Here is a 14481-nt window from a genome sequence, read left to right as displayed (position 1 = left end):
CGGAGAGGTGTTCGAACCTCCGGGTGTGACTGTCGGACCGCGGCCTCGGCCCGACAACCGTCCTCCACAGACTGCCTCGCGCCGTTGTCGGACGCGAGCCGTACTCTGGGGCCCATGCAGACCTCGCCGGACCGGCACGAGTACCCCGCCCATTGGGAGGCCGACGTGGTGCTGCGCGACGGGGGTACCGCGCGCATCAGGCCCATCACCGTCGATGACGCCGATCGCCTCGTCAGCTTCTACGAGCAGGTGTCGGACGAGTCGAAGTACTACCGCTTCTTCGCGCCCTACCCTCGTCTGTCCGCCAAGGACGTCCACCGCTTCACGCACCACGACTTCGTGGACAGGGTGGGACTCGCGGCCACCATCGGCGGCGAGTTCATCGCCACCGTACGCTACGACCGCATCGGCGCCGACGGAATGCCCGCGTCCGCCCCCGCCGACGAGGCCGAGGTCGCCTTCCTGGTCCAGGACGCCCACCAGGGGCGTGGGGTCGCCTCCGCCCTCCTCGAACACATCGGGGCGGTCGCCCGCGAGCGCGGCATCCGCCGCTTCGCCGCCGAGGTGCTGCCCGCCAACAACAAGATGATCAAGGTGTTCACGGACGCCGGGTACACCCAGAAGCGCAGCTTCGAGGACGGCGTCGTCCGCCTGGAGTTCGACCTGGAGCCGACGGACCGCTCCCTCGCCGTGCAGTACGCGCGCGAACAGCGCGCCGAGGCGCGGTCCGTGCAGCGCCTGCTCAGCCCCGGCTCCGTCGCCGTGATCGGCGTCGGCCGCTCGCCCGGCGGCGTGGGCCGCAGCGTCCTCGGCAACATCCGGGACGCCGGGTTCACCGGCCGGCTGTACGCCGTGAACCAGGCCCTGCCCGAGGAACAGAAGGAACTCGACGGGGTCCCCGCGTACCGCTCGGTGCGGGACATCGAGTCGCCCGTGGACCTCGCCGTCGTCGCCGTCCCGGCGGAGCACGTCCCCGACGTCGTCGCCGAATGCGGCCGGCACGGCGTGCAGGGACTCGTGGTGCTCTCCGCCGGGTACGCCGAGAGCGGTCCCGAGGGGCGCGAGCGTCAGCGGGAACTCGTCCGGCACGCGCGCGCGTACGGCATGCGCATCATCGGTCCCAACGCCTTCGGCGTCATCAACACCTCCGCGGACGTACGGCTGAACGCCTCCCTGGCCCCGGAGATGCCCCGGCCCGGCCGGACCGGTCTGTTCTCCCAGTCCGGCGCCATCGGCATCGCCCTGCTGTCCCGGCTGCACCGGCGCGGCGGCGGCGTCACCGGCGTGACCGGCGTGTCCACCTTCGTCTCCGCCGGCAACCGCGCCGACGTCTCCGGCAACGACGTCCTCCAGTACTGGTACGACGACCCCGACACCGACGTCGTCCTCATGTACCTGGAGTCCATCGGCAACCCGCGCAAGTTCACGCGCCTCGCCCGGCGTACGGCGGCGGCGAAGCCGCTGGTCGTGGTGCAGGGCGCCGGTTCCGCCCCGCAGGGACACGCCGTCCGGGCGACCCGGCTGCCGCACGCCACGGTGTCCGCGCTGCTGCGGCAGGCCGGGGTGATCCGGGTGGAGACGATCACGGAACTGGTGGACACCGGCCTGCTGCTCGCCCGGCAGCCGCTGCCCGGCGGCGCGCGGGTGGCGATCCTCGGGAACTCCGAGTCGCTGGGGCTGCTGACCTACGACGCGTGCCTGTCCGAAGGCCTCAGGCCGCTGCGGCCGTTGGACCTGACCACCGGTGCCTCGCCGGAGGACTTCCACGAGGCGCTGTCACGGGCGCTCGCCGACGACGCCTGCGACGCCGTGGTGGTGACCGCGATACCGGCGGTGGGCTCGGGCACGGCCGGGGACGCGGCGCTGGCCGAGGCCCTGAGGTCGGCGTCCGAGCCGGTCCCGGGCAAGCCGGTGCTCGTCGTGCACGTCGAGTTCGGAGGACTCGCGGAGGCCCTGTCGGCCGCGACCAGCACCGCACCGCAGCCCCGCGCGAGCGAACCGGGCGCCGGAAGCCCGGCCGACTCCTCCGGCACAGCGACCGAAGCCGGCCCGCCCGGCTCCCGCCCCTCCGGGTCCCACTCCTCCGCATCCCGCCCCTCCGCCGGCCCGTCCGGCCCTCGTCCCCCCGGCTCCGGAGCCGCCGCCCGCCCCTTCTTCCGCCTCGACGCACCGGCACCCCAGCGCGCCGCCGACGCCCCGGACGACTCCGCCGTCGAGAACCGCTCCCGGCTCATCCCCGCCTACCCCGCCGCCGAGCGCGCCGTACGAGCCCTGTCCGAAGTGGTCCGGTACGCGCAGTGGCGGCACGACGCCGCCGAGCCCGGAAGGGTGCCCGAGTACGAGGACATCGACGAGAAGGGCGCCGCCGAGCTGATCGACGGACTGCTGGCGCGCGGCCAGGGCCTCACCCTCGGCACCGACGAGACCTGCGAACTCCTCGGCAAGTACGGCGTCCAGGTGCACCGCGCCCTGCCCGCCCCCACCCCCGACACCGCCGCGGAGGCCGCCCGCACCCTCGGCTACCCGGTCGCCCTCAAGGCCACCGCCCCGCACCTCAGGCACCGCGCCGACCTGGGCGGCGTACGCCTCGACCTCGCGGACGAGGAACAACTGCGGCGCGCGTACGGCGAGTTGACCGATCTGTTCGGCACGCCGGAGGAACTGCGGCCGGTCGTGCAGCGGATGGCACCGCGAGGAGTCGACACCGTCGTCAGGGCCGTCATCGACCCGGCGGCCGGAGCCGTGCTGTCGTTCGGACTCGCCGGAGCCGCCTCCCAGTTGCTCGGCGACATGGCGCACCGCCTCGTCCCGGTCACCGACCGGGAGGCGAGCTCCCTGATCCGGTCGATCCGGACGGCGCCGCTGCTGTTCGGCTGGCGCGGCTCCACCCCGGTCGACACGCCTGCCCTGGAGGAGCTGCTGCTGCGGCTCTCACGCCTGGTCGACGACCACCCGGAGGTCGTCGCGGCCACCCTGGAGCCGGTGGTCGTCGCCCCGCGCGGCCTGAGCGTCCTCGGCGCCTCCGTCCGCCTGGCGCCTCCGCCCGCCCGAGACGACCTGGGCCCGCGCACGCTTCCCGCCTACTAGCCCGCGCCGGGCGGCACCGGAAGCGGGGCCGCGCGCCGACCTGAGCGCGCCGGGGGAACCCGGTCGTGGCACGGCACCGGATCGCGGGAACCCGGTGCTGTTCGAACGTTCCGGGTTGCCCCTGACTGGCCCGGAGCGGCCTTACCCGGGGCTTAGGATGGACGTCATGGCCAAGACCAGTACGACGACCCAGGGGCTGCGAGCGGCGATCGAGCGCAGCGGCTACTACCCGGCCCTCGTGGCCGAGGCGGTGGAGGCCGCCGTGGGCGGCGAGCCCATCCGGTCGTACCTGGTCCACCAGGAGACGACGTTCGACCAGAACGAGGTGCGGCGGCACGTGACCGTCCTCGTCCTCACCGGCAACCGCTTCATCGTCAGCCACACCGACGAGCAGGCCGCGGACACCACCTCCCCGACGCCGTACGCCACCACCTCCACCGAGTCGGTCAAGATCGGCCGGATCTCCTCGGTCGTGGTCAGCCGGGTCGTCGCCAACCCGGAGCAGTACCAGCCGGGCACCCCGCCGCGCGAGGTCGTACTGACCATCGGCTGGGGCGCGGTCTCCCGCATCGACCTGGAGCCCGCCGCCTGCGGCGACCCCAACTGCGAGGCCGACCACGGCTACACCGGCAGCTCCACGGCGGACGACCTGAGCCTGCGCGTGAGCGAGGCCGGGGACGGCCCGGAGACGGTGCGCCAGGCGCTCGCCTTCGCGCAGGCCATCTCCGAGGCGACCGCGGACGTCACCCGCTGATGGCGCAGCCCGCCTCCGCCTGGGACCACCATCCGGAACCCCTCGCTCTCGACTCCGCGCCCGTCCCCGCGTACGGCACCGGTTCCCTCGCCGACCTGCTGCCCACGCTGGCCGCCGGCATGGCCGTACCGGACATGAGCGCGACGATCCCGGAGCTCACGCCCGCCGACCGGAACTGCGTGTTCCTGATCGACGGGCTCGGCTGGGAGCAGCTGCGGGCGCATCCGGACGAGGCGCCCTTCATGACCTCCCTGCTGAGCACCTCACGCGGCGGTACCGGGCAGCCGCTCACCACCGGCTTCCCGGCGACCACCGCGACCTCCCTCGCCTCCGTCGGCACCGGACTGCCGCCGGGCGCCCACGGCCTGCCCGGCTACACCGTCCGCAATCCAGACACCGGCGAGCTGATGAACCAGCTGCGCTGGCAGCCCTGGACCTCGCCGGCCGCCTGGCAGCCGTACCCCACGGTCTTCCAGCTCGCCGACCGGGCGGGCGTGCACGCCGCCCAGGTCTCGGCGCCCACCTTCGAGAACACCCCGCTGACCAAGGTCGCGCTCAGCGGCGGCACCTTCCACGGCCGGCTGACCGGCGAGGACCGCATGGATCTGGCGGCCGAGCAACTGGCCGCCGGTGACCGGTCCCTCGTCTACACGTACTACGCCGAGGTCGACGGCGCGGGCCACCGCTTCGGCGTCGACTCCGACACCTGGCGCGGCCGGCTCGTGTACGTCGACCGGCTGGTCCAGCGGCTGGCCGAGCAACTCCCGCCGCGCACCGCCCTCTACGTCACCGCCGACCACGGCATGATCGACGTCCCCTTCGACGAGCAGCACCGCATCGACTTCGACGAGGACTGGGAACTGCGCGCCGGAGTCGCCCTGCTGGGCGGCGAGGGCCGCGCCCGCCACGTCTACGCCGTCCCGGGCGCCGCGAACGACGTCCTCACCTGCTGGCGCGAGGTCATCGGCGAGCAGTTCTGGGTGGCCTCGCGCGACGAGGCGATCGCGGCGGGCTGGTTCGGGCCGCCCGACCGGGTCGAACGCCGGGTGTACGACCGCATCGGCGACGTGGTCGCCGCCGCCCGCGACGACGTGCTGATCATCGCCTCCGAGCGGGAGCCCAAGGAGTCGGCGATGGTCGGCAACCACGGTTCGATGACCCCCGCCGAGCAACTGGTCCCCCTGCTCGAAGTACGCTCCTGACGCCTGCGGGCCGCCCCTCCACCCGACCGAAAGGTGCTCGACCCACCATGCCCGAGCTGGTGTTCTTCTCCGGAACGATGGACTGCGGGAAGTCGACCCTGGCTCTCCAGATCGAGCACAACCGCTCGGCACGCGGCCTCACGGGCATGATCTTCACGCGTGACGATCGGGCCGGCGAAGGCAAGCTGTCCTCGCGGCTCGGCCTGGTCACGGACGCGGTCGAGGTCGAGGACGGCCAGGACCTGTACGCCTATCTGGTCGACCACCTCTCCCAGGGCCGGCGCGCGGACTACGTGATCGCGGACGAGGCGCAGTTCCTCGCCCCGGAGCAGATCGACCAGCTCGCCCGCGTGGTCGACGACCTGGCCCTGGACGTCTTCGCCTTCGGCATCACCACCGACTTCCGCTCCAAGCTGTTCCCCGGCTCCCAGCGCCTCGTGGAACTGGCCGACCGCGTCGAGGTCCTCCAGGTCGAGGCCCTGTGCTGGTGCGGTGCCCGCGCCACGCACAACGCCCGCACGATAGGGGGCGCGATGGTGGTCGAGGGCGCCCAGGTCGTCGTCGGGGACGTCGACCAGGGCGACGACATCGGCTACGAGGTCCTGTGCCGCCGGCACCACCGCCGCCGCATGACCGCGGCGACCGCCCACGCGGCGGCCCTGTCCCCGGACGTCCTGCCCGTCTCGTCGTCCTGAGCCGGACCGCGGCCCACCTCGGAGGCCGGTCCCTTCGGACTCAGTGCGCGGACCGGAGCGGCTCCAGCAGGCAGAAGCGCGCGCCCTCGGGGTCGGCGACCGTGGTGACGCGGCCGTGGGGAGTGTCGTGGGGTGACGCGAGGACGTGGCCGCCGAGGTCGGTGAGGCGGGTGAGCGTCTCGTCCGTGTCGGAGACCTGGAAGTACGTGACCCAGTGAGGGCCCCGGTCACGGGGGAGGGCGGTGCCGACGCCGTGGATGGCGGCGATGGCACGGTCGCCGAGGCGGAGGGTGACATGGTCGCCGTCGGAGGAGTCGGCCGGCTGCTCCTCGTGGCCGAACACCGTCTCGTAGAACTTGGCGACGTTCGCGGACTCGTAGGTCAGCAGCTCGTGCCAGGCCGGTGTGCCCGGCACCCCGAAGACGGCCGTGCCCCGGTGGGCCGCCGCCTGCCACACGCCGAACACCGCGCCCGAGGGATCCGAACCGATCATCAGCCGCCCGGCCTCGTCGGCGTCCAGCGGCCCCACCCCGACCGTGCCACCGCACAGCCGTACCGTCTCGGCCGTCAGATCCACGTCGTCCGAGGCGAGATACGGCGTCCAGGCCACGGGGAGATGGCGGTCGGGCGGCAGCTGGCCGATGCCCGCCACCTCGTGCCCGTCGAGCAGCGCCCGCACATAGGGGCCCAGTTGCCGCGGCCCCGGCGCGAACTCCCAGCCGAACAGCGCTCCGTAGAACTCCTGGGTGGCGGCCATTCCGTGCACCATCAGGCTCACCCAGCAGGGCGAGCCGGGCTCATACCGGACGGGCGTCTCGCCGTTCGGGCCTGCCGACCCCCTTGCCTCGGTCATCGTCCCTCTCTCCTCGGCCTCTCGCGGCGGCCGTCTCGCTTCGCTTCCGACTGACGCACCCCCGTACTCACGGACTTCGTGCCGATGCTCGCACCACCCGCGGCGCCGAGCCCTCCGGGCGCGCCGCCGGAGCGGCGCCCACCACGCCCAGGAAGAATGCCCGCCGTGTGCGTTCCCGTCCGTTTCCGCCCGGTGGCCGACGGGTGTCGATCGGTTGTACAGCATGTGCCCGGTCCCGTACGCCTCGTGATCGGGCCTGCCCGGCCGAGCAGAGTAGCCGGACATGGACGGTGCGGCCACCCCGTGCGCAAGGATGGTGGCCATGAACGCCATCATCACCGCATCCGAACTCGTGAGCGACCTGGCGGGCGACACCCCGCCGCTCCTGCTCGACGTCCGCTGGCAGCTGACCGTGGCCAAGGCGGCCGGGGAGCCGTCGTTCGACGGCCGGGCCGAGTACGCGGCCGGGCACATTCCGGGCGCCGTCTTCGTCGACCTGGACCGGGAGCTCGCCTCCGCGCCGGGCGAGCACGGCCGGCACCCGCTGCCCGACCTCGCGGCCTTCGGCGCGGCCATGCGCCGCGCGGGTGTCTCCTCCGGGACGCCGGTGGTCGTGTACGACGGCGGACAGGGCTGGGCGGCCGCGCGCGCCTGGTGGTTGCTGCGCTGGACGGGTCACCCGGACGTGCGGGTCCTCGACGGCGGGTTGCCGTCCTGGCCGGGTGACCTCTCGACCGACGTACCCGAACCCGCCGAAGGTGATTTCGAGCCGGTTCCGGGCCCGACGGGACTGCTCGACGCGGACGCCGCCGCGGCTCTGGCCCACTCCGGTGTCCTGCTGGACGCGCGCGCGGGGGAGCGGTACCGGGGCGAGGTCGAGCCGATCGACCGCGTCGGCGGCCACATCCCGGGCGCGCTCTCCGCGCCCACCAACGACAACGTGGGCCCGGACGGCCGCTTCCTGCCCGCCGAGGAACTGGCCGCGCGCTTCAAGGCACTCGGCGCGTCCGACGGCACGGAGGTCGGCGTCTACTGCGGCTCCGGCGTGTCCGGCGCCCACGAGGTCCTCGCCCTGGCGGTCGCGGGCATCCCGGCCGCGCTGTACGTCGGTTCCTGGTCGGAGTGGTCCTCGGATCCCGCGCGCCCGGTCGCCGTGGGCCCCGATCCCCAGTAGCGGTACGGCGGGAGGGCCCGCTCCGGCGGGCCCTCCCATGTTCGTGCCGTACGCCGTACGAGGGAACCGGCGATGAACACCGCGGGCCGGAAACCCGTACTCAAGGATGTACGTCCGCACGGTGTACGGCCGACCCGACGGACGTACGGCGTCCTACTCCCGCTCCTGCTACTCCTGCTTCTTGCGCCGCGTCCCGAACACGATCTCGTCCCAGCTCGGCACGGCCGCCCGGCGGCCCGGGCGGACGCCGTCCGCCTCGGCCTGACGGTCGGTCGAGCCGATGAGACGGTCGCGGTGACCGCCGACGGAGCGGGGCATGAGGACGTCCGCGTACGCGGAACCGGCCGAGGCCGCGGGAGCCGGGGGCTCCTCCTCGTCGGGCTCCGGGACGGGTTCCTCCGCCTCGGGGACCACCTCGGCGGGGCGCTCCGGCACCACCAGGTCGCCCCGGAAGCTCGGCACCGCCTCCAGCAGGCTGGTCAGTGAGTCCCGTTCGCTGCTGCTCTCCTCGACGGCTTCGGGTGAGGCCGCCGGCAGACTCGGCCGCTCGCGGTCGAGGGCACGGTCCAGCGGGCGGTCGCGCGGCAGCCGGGCGATCCGCGGTACGAACGGAAAGCTGGGCTCCGGCGAGGCGGCGAGGTCGTCGGACTCGCCGATCAGCGAGCGTGCCTCCTCGTCGACGGCCTGGACGAGCCGCCGGGGCGGGTCGTACGTCCAGCTCGCCGAGTGCGGTTCGCTCGCCACCCGGTAGACCAGCAGGACCTCCCAGGTGCCGTCGTCGCGGCGCCACGAGTCCCACTGGACGCTGTCCTTCTCGGCACCGCGCAGCGTGAGCCGTTCCTGGACGGCCTCGCCGAGCTGCGGCCCGGCGTTCTCGCCGGGCCGACGGACCGGGGTCTTGCGGGCGCGCTCGGCCATGAAGGCACGCTCGGCCAGCACGGGACCCTCGAAGCGCCGTACGCGGTCGACGGGGATGCCCGCCATCTGCGCGACTTCTTCCGCCGTGGCGCCGGCGCGTATGCGCGCCTGGATGTCGCGGGGGCGGAGATGGCTCTCCACCTCGATCTCGATCTGGCCGAGGCGCGGACGGTCGCCGCGCACGGCGGCGCGCAGGCGTTCGTCGATCGGAAGCGTGTACTCCGTAGAGTCGGCAGCCTTCAGCACCAGCCGTGTGCCGTCATTGGAGACGGCCACGACACGCAGTTCGGGCATGGGGACCTCCCGGGTGGTGCCTGCCGACGTCACGTGCGTCGCTGCTTCCGCTAGTCGAGTGTGGCCTGCCCGGGTGCAGCCTGCCACAACCTTGCCGAGTTGCCCGGCGTGTCGGGCACGGGCCCTGGACCGCCGTTATGGCACGGTTACCTATTCGCAACGCTAAGTGACCAACTCCGTCACCCTGTGCAACTAGCCCCCTCCCGGCGGTCCTTGAAGGTCGCGGACGCCCTGGCGGGAGACCGAACCCAGGGCTCGCAACAGTACTCCATTTGGGCCACGTGCGTGGATTGGCACGCCACCCAACTTCGGTCATGAGGCGGGAGATCGCCGCCGTCGCACGGTTTCCCGGATCTTGAACGTGGCGTACTTCACGCAAACGTCAGAAACGGAACTATTGGCTTCGCGTGTACGTCCGTCCGCGGCACGGGTGTCGGAGCCGCCGGCGCGCCCGTCGGAGCCGCCGGTGCGCCGCTACGCCCCCAACACCCGCCGCAGATAGTCGTTCTGGAAGAGCCGGTCGGGATCGAGCCGGTCCCGCAGGGCCGTGAACTCCCCGAAGCGGGGATAGACGCCGGCGAAGTACTCGGCGTCCCGCGTGTGGATCTTGCCCCAGTGCGGACGGCCCTCGTGCGCGGTGAAGATGTGCTCGGCGGCGGTGAAGTACCGCTGGTAGGGCGTCCCCTTGACCATGTGGACGGCGATGTAGGCGCTGTCCCGGCCCGAGGCGGTGGAGAGCGTGATGTCGTCGGCCGGGGCGGTGCGCACCTCGACGGGGAAGCTGACCCGCAGGCCCGACCGGTCGATCGTCGCCTTCAGCTCGCGCAGCGTCTCGGTCACGGCCGCGCGCGGGACGGCGTACTCCATCTCCACGAAACGCACCCGGCGCGGCGAGGTGAAGACCTTGTAGGGGATGTCGGTGTAGGTCCGCGAGGACAGGGCCTTGCTGGAGATCTGCGCGATGGCCGGGATCGTGCCGGGCACCGCGCGGCCGACCCACTGGGCCACCTGGAACACGCCGTTGGAGAGGAACTCGTCCTCGAACCAGCCCTGGAGCTGCGGCACCGGCTTCTCCGGACCGGCGCTGCGGTTGTTGCGCTTGGTGTTGGTGCTGCCCGTGTGCGGGAACCAGTAGAACTCGAAGTGCTCGTTCTCGGCCCACAGTTCGTCGAACTCGGCGAGGACCCGGTCGAAGGGCATCGGTTCCTCGCGGGCCGTGAGCAGGAAGACCGGCTCCACGGCGAAGGTGATCGCGGTGACGATCCCGAGCGCGCCCAGGCCGATGCGGGCGGCGGCGAAGACGTCCGGATTCTCCTTCTCGGAGCAGGTGAGCACCGCGCCCTCTGCCGTGACCAGCTCAAGACCCCTGATCTGGGCGGCTATCGACCCCGACTCGCGGCCCGTGCCGTGCGTTCCGGTGCTGGTGGCGCCGGAGACCGTCTGCTCCATGATGTCGCCCATGTTCGTGAGCGACAGACCCTCCCGGGCCAGGGCCACATTGACTCTCTTGAGCGGGGTGCCGGCCTCGACCGTGACGGTCATGGCGTCACGGTCAATGTTGCGGATACCGGTCAACAGTTGAGGACGGATCAACACACCGTCGGTGGCGGCGATCGAGGTGAAGGAGTGCCCGCTGCCGACGGCCTTCACCTTCAGACCGTCCTCGGCTGCCCTGCGCACGGCGTCGGCCAACTCGTCGACCGAGGCGGGCGTGACCTCCCGCGCGGGACGGGCGGCGACCGTGCCGCCCCAGTTACGCCACGTGCCGTTCTTCCCGCTCGCTGTGCTGCTCAACGGTGCCTCCCCGACGTGGAGCCGGCCTGCTGAGCCGGCGGTACCCCAGGAAACCGACCGCGACCGCGACGGCCCCGGACACCGCCGGAACCCCGTACCCGGCCTGCGCACCGGCGGCGTCGATCACCCAGCCGGCCACGGAGGAGCCGAGCGCGACCCCGACCGCGAGCCCGGTGCTGATCCAGGTCATGCCCTCGGTCAGTTGCGCGCGTGGTACGTGCTGTTCGATGAGGGACATCGTCGTGATCATCGTCGGAGCGATGGACAGGCCCGCAACGAACAGCGCCACGGCCAGAAACGGCAAGTTTCCGACCAGTAGGAGGGGGATCATACTCACGGCCATCGCGCATATTCCCAGCAGCCAGCGAGGTTCGGGCGCCCCCTTGAAGCGCAGCAGTCCGAACACCAGGCCCGCGGCGCAGGAACCCGCCGCGTACAGCGCCAGTACGACGCTCGCGGCGCCCTTGTGCCCCTGCTCGTCGGCGAAGGCCACCGTGACCACGTCGACCGCCCCGAAGATCGCGCCGGTCGCCACGAAGGTCGCCACCAGGACCTGCAGGCCGGGGGAGCGCAGCGCCGTGCCCTTGGTGCCGTGTTCGCGTGGATGCGGGGCGGGCTCGGTTCCGCGCTGGGCGGTCAGCCAGAAGACGCCGGCCGCCAGGAAGCACGCCGCCAGCAGCGGGCCCGCCTCCGGGAACCAGATCGTGGACAGTCCGATGGAGATGATCGGCCCGAAGATGAAACAGACCTCGTCGATCACGGACTCGAAGGAGTACGCGGTGTGCAGTTGCGGGGTGCCCCGGTACAGGGCCGCCCACCGCGCGCGGATCATCGCGCCGATGCTCGGCACGCACCCGATGCCCGCACTGAAGACGTACAGCGTCCAGTCCGGCCAGCCGTAGTGCGCGGCGAACAACAGCCCCGCCGCCGCGACGAGCGAGATCAGCGTCGCCGGACGCAGTACCCGCCGCTGCCCGTGCACGTCCACCAGGCGCGAGACCTGCGGGCCCGCCACCGCCGCGGCGAGCGCGATGGTGGCCGACAGGGCGCCCGCCAGCCCGTACCGCCCGGTGAGCTGGGAGACCATCGTCACCACGCCGATCCCCATCATCGACAGCGGCATCCGGCCGAGGAACCCGGCGGCGGAGAAGGCCTTGGAGCCGGGGGCGGCGAACAGGGCGCGGTAGGGGCTGGGCACGGACGGCTCCGGTCGGGGGAAGAGCGGTGGGGCTCGCGGGGGCGAGGAGCGCGCAGGAGTGCGCGCGTAAGGCGTGAAGACAGCTGATACAGCTTACAAGTGGGGTGACCCTAACGCACCGGGGTGGACGTCCTGGCGCCCCAGGGCGGACGAAACGGGAACCCCGTCGGTCACCCCGCCGTTTCCCGGCTGTCAGTACCGGATGACAGGATCGATCCATGCCAGACGCGCGCGATGCCACCCCCTACGACGCCCTGCTCCTGCTCTCGTTCGGCGGCCCCGAGGGCCCGGACGACGTGATTCCGTTCCTGGAGAACGTCACGCGGGGGCGCGGAATCCCCAAGGAACGCCTCAAGGAAGTCGGCGAGCACTACTTCCTCTTCGGTGGCGTCAGCCCCATCAACGACCAGAACCGCGCCCTTCTGGACGCCCTCCGCAAGGACTTCGCGGACCACGGCCTGGATCTGCCGATCTACTGGGGCAACCGCAACTGGGCGCCCTACCTGACGGACACCCTGCGCGAGATGGTCGCCGACGGCCGCCGCCGCGTCCTGGTCCTCGCCACGAGCGCCTACGCCTCCTACTCCGGCTGCCGCCAGTACCGCGAGAACCTCGCCGAGTCGCTGGCCGCCCTGGAGGCCGAGGGCCTCGAAGTACCCCGCGTCGACAAGCTGCGGCACTACTTCAACCACCCCGGCTTCCTGGAGCCGATGATCGAGGGCGTGCTCGCCTCCCTCGCCGACCTCCCCGAGGACGTCCGCGACGGCGCCCACCTCGCCTTCTCCACCCACTCCATCCCGAACGCCTCGGCGGACACCTCCGGCCCGGTCGAGGAGCACGGCGAGGGCGGGGCGTACGTCAGGCAGCACCTGGAGGTCTCGCGGCTGATCGCCGAGGCGGTCCGCGAGCGCACCGGCGTCGACCACCCCTGGCAGCTCGTCTACCAGTCCCGCTCCGGCGCCCCGCACATCCCGTGGCTGGAGCCCGACATCTGCGACCACCTGGAGGAGCGGCAGGAGGCTGGCGTCCCGGCCGTCGTGATCGCCCCCATCGGCTTCGTCTCCGACCACATGGAGGTCCTCTACGACCTCGACACGGAGGCCAAGGCCAAGGCGGAGGAACTGGGCCTGCCGATGCGCCGCTCGGCCACCGTGGGCGCCGACCCGAGGTTCGCCGCCGGGATCCGCGACCTCGTCCTGGAGCGGGCCGCCGTCGAACGCGGGCAGGAGGTCAGCCCCTGCGCGCTGGGCGCCCTCGGGGCCGACCACAACCTCTGCCCGATCGGCTGCTGCCCGGCCCGCGCGCCCAAGCCCGCCGCCGCGGGCGTCGACAGCCCCTACGCGTGAGGAGCCCCGTGACCGACCCCCTGCACTCGGACCTGCTCGACCTGGCCCAGGAGGCCGCCCGTCGCGCGGGTGCCCTCCTGAAGGACGGCCGCCCGGCCGACCTCGCGGTCGCCAGGACCAAGTCCAGCCCGATCGACGTGGTCACCGAGATGGACATCGCGGCGGAGAAGCTGATCACCGACCTGATCTCCGAACACCGCCCGGACGACGGCTTCCTCGGCGAGGAGGGCGCCTCCACCGAGGGCACCAGCGGGATCCGCTGGGTGATCGACCCGCTCGACGGCACGGTCAACTACCTCTACGGTCTGCCCACATGGGCCGTCTCCGTCGCCGCCGAGCAGGACGGCGAGACCGTCGTCGGAGTGGTCGCGGCCCCGATGCGCGGCGAGACCTTCCACGCGGTCCGCGGCGGCGGCGCCTGGGCCACCGGCGCCTGGGACGGCGAGCGCAGGCTGGCCTGCCGCCCCGCGCCGCCCCTGGAGCAGGCCCTGGTCTCAACCGGCTTCAACTACGTCGCCGAGGTCCGCACCCACCAGGCCGACGTCGCCCGCAAGCTCATCCCGCTCCTGCGGGACATCCGGCGCGGTGGCTCGGCGGCGGTCGACCTGTGCGACGTCGCCGCCGGCCGCCTCGACGGCTACTACGAACGCGGCCTGCACCCCTGGGACCTCGCCGCGGGCGACCTCATCGCCCGCGAGGCGGGCGCCCTGACCGGCGGACGCCCCGGAGAACGCCCCGCACACGGTCTGACGGTCGCGGGCACCCCGGGCGTCTTCGAGCCCCTCCAGCGGCTCCTGGAGGACTTCGGCGCCTGGCACGACTAGGCGGTTGCCCGGACCAGCACCCGGACAAGACAAGCACCCGGACATGCAGCAGGGCCCGGCGCTGGATTCGCCGGGCCCTGCTGTCATGCGTGCGCGCTGATCAGACGCTGGTACGCGCGACCTCCACACCGTGCTCGGCCGCGAGGCGGCGCAGGTCGTCGAGTTCGCCCTGCTCCACCTCGACGAGGAAGTCGTCGCCCTCGTCGCGAGCCCGCGTCAGGTCGGACTCGGTCGCCCTTATACGCTGCAGAAGCCCTGCGGTGAATGCGTCCATGCTGCGCCCCCTCGTCCTGGGTCGTGGGTCGATGGCACGGGGGTGTGCCGTTCGGAAGGGGCGATCAC

Annotated in this window: 12 protein-coding genes; 7 read left to right on the top strand and 5 right to left on the bottom strand. The window is 72.6% G+C overall.

Features of this window, described 5'->3' with window-relative positions:
• Positions 1-114: 114 nt before the first annotated feature.
• The 4 genes from K4B79_RS33570 (at position 115) to K4B79_RS33555 (ending at position 5738) form a co-directional block, all read left to right on the top strand.
• Positions 115-3087: a bifunctional acetate--CoA ligase family protein/GNAT family N-acetyltransferase gene (locus K4B79_RS33570; protein WP_232031090.1), complete on the top strand. Its 2973-nt coding sequence runs from the start codon at positions 115-117 to the stop codon at positions 3085-3087.
• A 157-nt stretch (positions 3088-3244) separates the two neighbouring features.
• Entirely contained in the window at positions 3245-3841 is a 597-nt protein-coding gene (locus K4B79_RS33565; RefSeq protein ID WP_232031089.1) for a DUF5998 family protein, read from the top strand.
• Complete coding sequence (locus K4B79_RS33560; protein WP_232031088.1) at positions 3841-5043, top strand: alkaline phosphatase family protein; 1203 nt, start codon at positions 3841-3843, stop codon at positions 5041-5043. Before K4B79_RS33565 ends, K4B79_RS33560 begins: the two co-directional genes overlap by 1 nt.
• Before the next feature lie 47 nt (positions 5044-5090).
• Positions 5091-5738 carry a thymidine kinase gene (locus tag K4B79_RS33555; RefSeq protein ID WP_232031087.1) on the top strand — a complete coding sequence of 216 codons (648 nt, stop codon included), beginning with the start codon at positions 5091-5093 and terminating at the stop codon, positions 5736-5738.
• A gap of 40 nt (positions 5739-5778) precedes the next feature.
• On the opposite strand, the gene K4B79_RS33550 is transcribed toward K4B79_RS33555, so the two are convergent.
• Complete coding sequence (locus K4B79_RS33550; protein ID WP_232031086.1) at positions 5779-6591, bottom strand: VOC family protein; 813 nt, start codon at positions 6589-6591, stop codon at positions 5779-5781.
• Positions 6592-6904: 313 nt separating this feature from the next.
• On the opposite strand from K4B79_RS33550, the gene K4B79_RS33545 reads away from it, so the two are divergent.
• Positions 6905-7765 carry a sulfurtransferase gene (locus K4B79_RS33545; protein ID WP_232031188.1) on the top strand — a complete coding sequence of 287 codons (861 nt, stop codon included), beginning with the start codon at positions 6905-6907 and terminating at the stop codon, positions 7763-7765.
• 168 nt (positions 7766-7933) lie between these two features.
• On the opposite strand, the gene sepH is transcribed toward K4B79_RS33545, so the two are convergent.
• The 3 genes from sepH to K4B79_RS33530 all read right to left on the bottom strand — a co-directional run bounded on the left by sepH (position 7934) and on the right by K4B79_RS33530 (position 11969).
• Positions 7934-8977 carry a septation protein SepH gene (sepH, locus tag K4B79_RS33540; protein ID WP_232031085.1) on the bottom strand — a complete coding sequence of 348 codons (1044 nt, stop codon included), beginning with the start codon at positions 8975-8977 and terminating at the stop codon, positions 7934-7936.
• Positions 8978-9451: 474 nt separating this feature from the next.
• Entirely contained in the window at positions 9452-10771 is a 1320-nt protein-coding gene (locus K4B79_RS33535) for a D-arabinono-1,4-lactone oxidase (RefSeq protein WP_232031084.1), read from the bottom strand.
• Positions 10731-11969 (bottom strand): MFS transporter, encoded by a 1239-nt coding sequence (locus K4B79_RS33530; RefSeq protein WP_232031083.1) that lies wholly within the window; start codon positions 11967-11969, stop codon positions 10731-10733. Before K4B79_RS33530 ends, K4B79_RS33535 begins: the two co-directional genes overlap by 41 nt.
• A 218-nt stretch (positions 11970-12187) precedes the next feature.
• Here K4B79_RS33530 and K4B79_RS33525 point away from each other — a divergent pair, with 218 nt between their 5' ends.
• Positions 12188-13315 carry a ferrochelatase gene (locus tag K4B79_RS33525; protein WP_232031082.1) on the top strand — a complete coding sequence of 376 codons (1128 nt, stop codon included), beginning with the start codon at positions 12188-12190 and terminating at the stop codon, positions 13313-13315.
• An 8-nt stretch (positions 13316-13323) separates the two neighbouring features.
• Positions 13324-14139, top strand: a complete 816-nt coding sequence (locus tag K4B79_RS33520) for an inositol monophosphatase family protein (RefSeq protein WP_232031081.1) — start codon at positions 13324-13326, stop codon at positions 14137-14139.
• Positions 14140-14239: 100 nt separating this feature from the next.
• Here K4B79_RS33520 and K4B79_RS33515 read toward each other — a convergent pair whose 3' ends face one another.
• Positions 14240-14413, bottom strand: a complete 174-nt coding sequence (locus K4B79_RS33515; protein WP_232031080.1) for a hypothetical protein — start codon at positions 14411-14413, stop codon at positions 14240-14242.
• Positions 14414-14481 lie beyond the last annotated feature (68 nt).

This window comes from Streptomyces lincolnensis (assembly GCF_021173675.1).
In the GTDB taxonomy this organism is placed as follows: Bacteria; Actinomycetota; Actinomycetes; order Streptomycetales; family Streptomycetaceae; genus Streptomyces; species Streptomyces lincolnensis_B.
The sequence above is the reverse complement of the archived record's forward strand: the minus strand, read 5'-3'. Positions and strand labels throughout refer to the sequence as shown.

Bases quoted from the DNA above. Each gene is read 5' to 3' on its own strand.
- K4B79_RS33515 (WP_232031080.1), bottom strand. From the start codon at position 14,413: ATGGACGCATTCACCGCAGGGCTTCTGCAGCGTATAAGGGCGACCGAG.
- K4B79_RS33565 (WP_232031089.1), top strand. From the start codon at position 3,245: ATGGACGTCATGGCCAAGACCAGTACGACGACCCAGGGGCTGCGAGCG.
- K4B79_RS33555 (WP_232031087.1), top strand. From the start codon at position 5,091: ATGCCCGAGCTGGTGTTCTTCTCCGGAACGATGGACTGCGGGAAGTCG.
- K4B79_RS33525 (WP_232031082.1), top strand. From the start codon at position 12,188: ATGCCAGACGCGCGCGATGCCACCCCCTACGACGCCCTGCTCCTGCTC.
- sepH (WP_232031085.1), bottom strand. From the start codon at position 8,977: ATGCCCGAACTGCGTGTCGTGGCCGTCTCCAATGACGGCACACGGCTG.
- K4B79_RS33545 (WP_232031188.1), top strand. From the start codon at position 6,905: ATGGTGGCCATGAACGCCATCATCACCGCATCCGAACTCGTGAGCGAC.
- K4B79_RS33550 (WP_232031086.1), bottom strand. From the start codon at position 6,591: ATGACCGAGGCAAGGGGGTCGGCAGGCCCGAACGGCGAGACGCCCGTC.
- K4B79_RS33570 (WP_232031090.1), top strand. From the start codon at position 115: ATGCAGACCTCGCCGGACCGGCACGAGTACCCCGCCCATTGGGAGGCC.
- K4B79_RS33560 (WP_232031088.1), top strand. From the start codon at position 3,841: ATGGCGCAGCCCGCCTCCGCCTGGGACCACCATCCGGAACCCCTCGCT.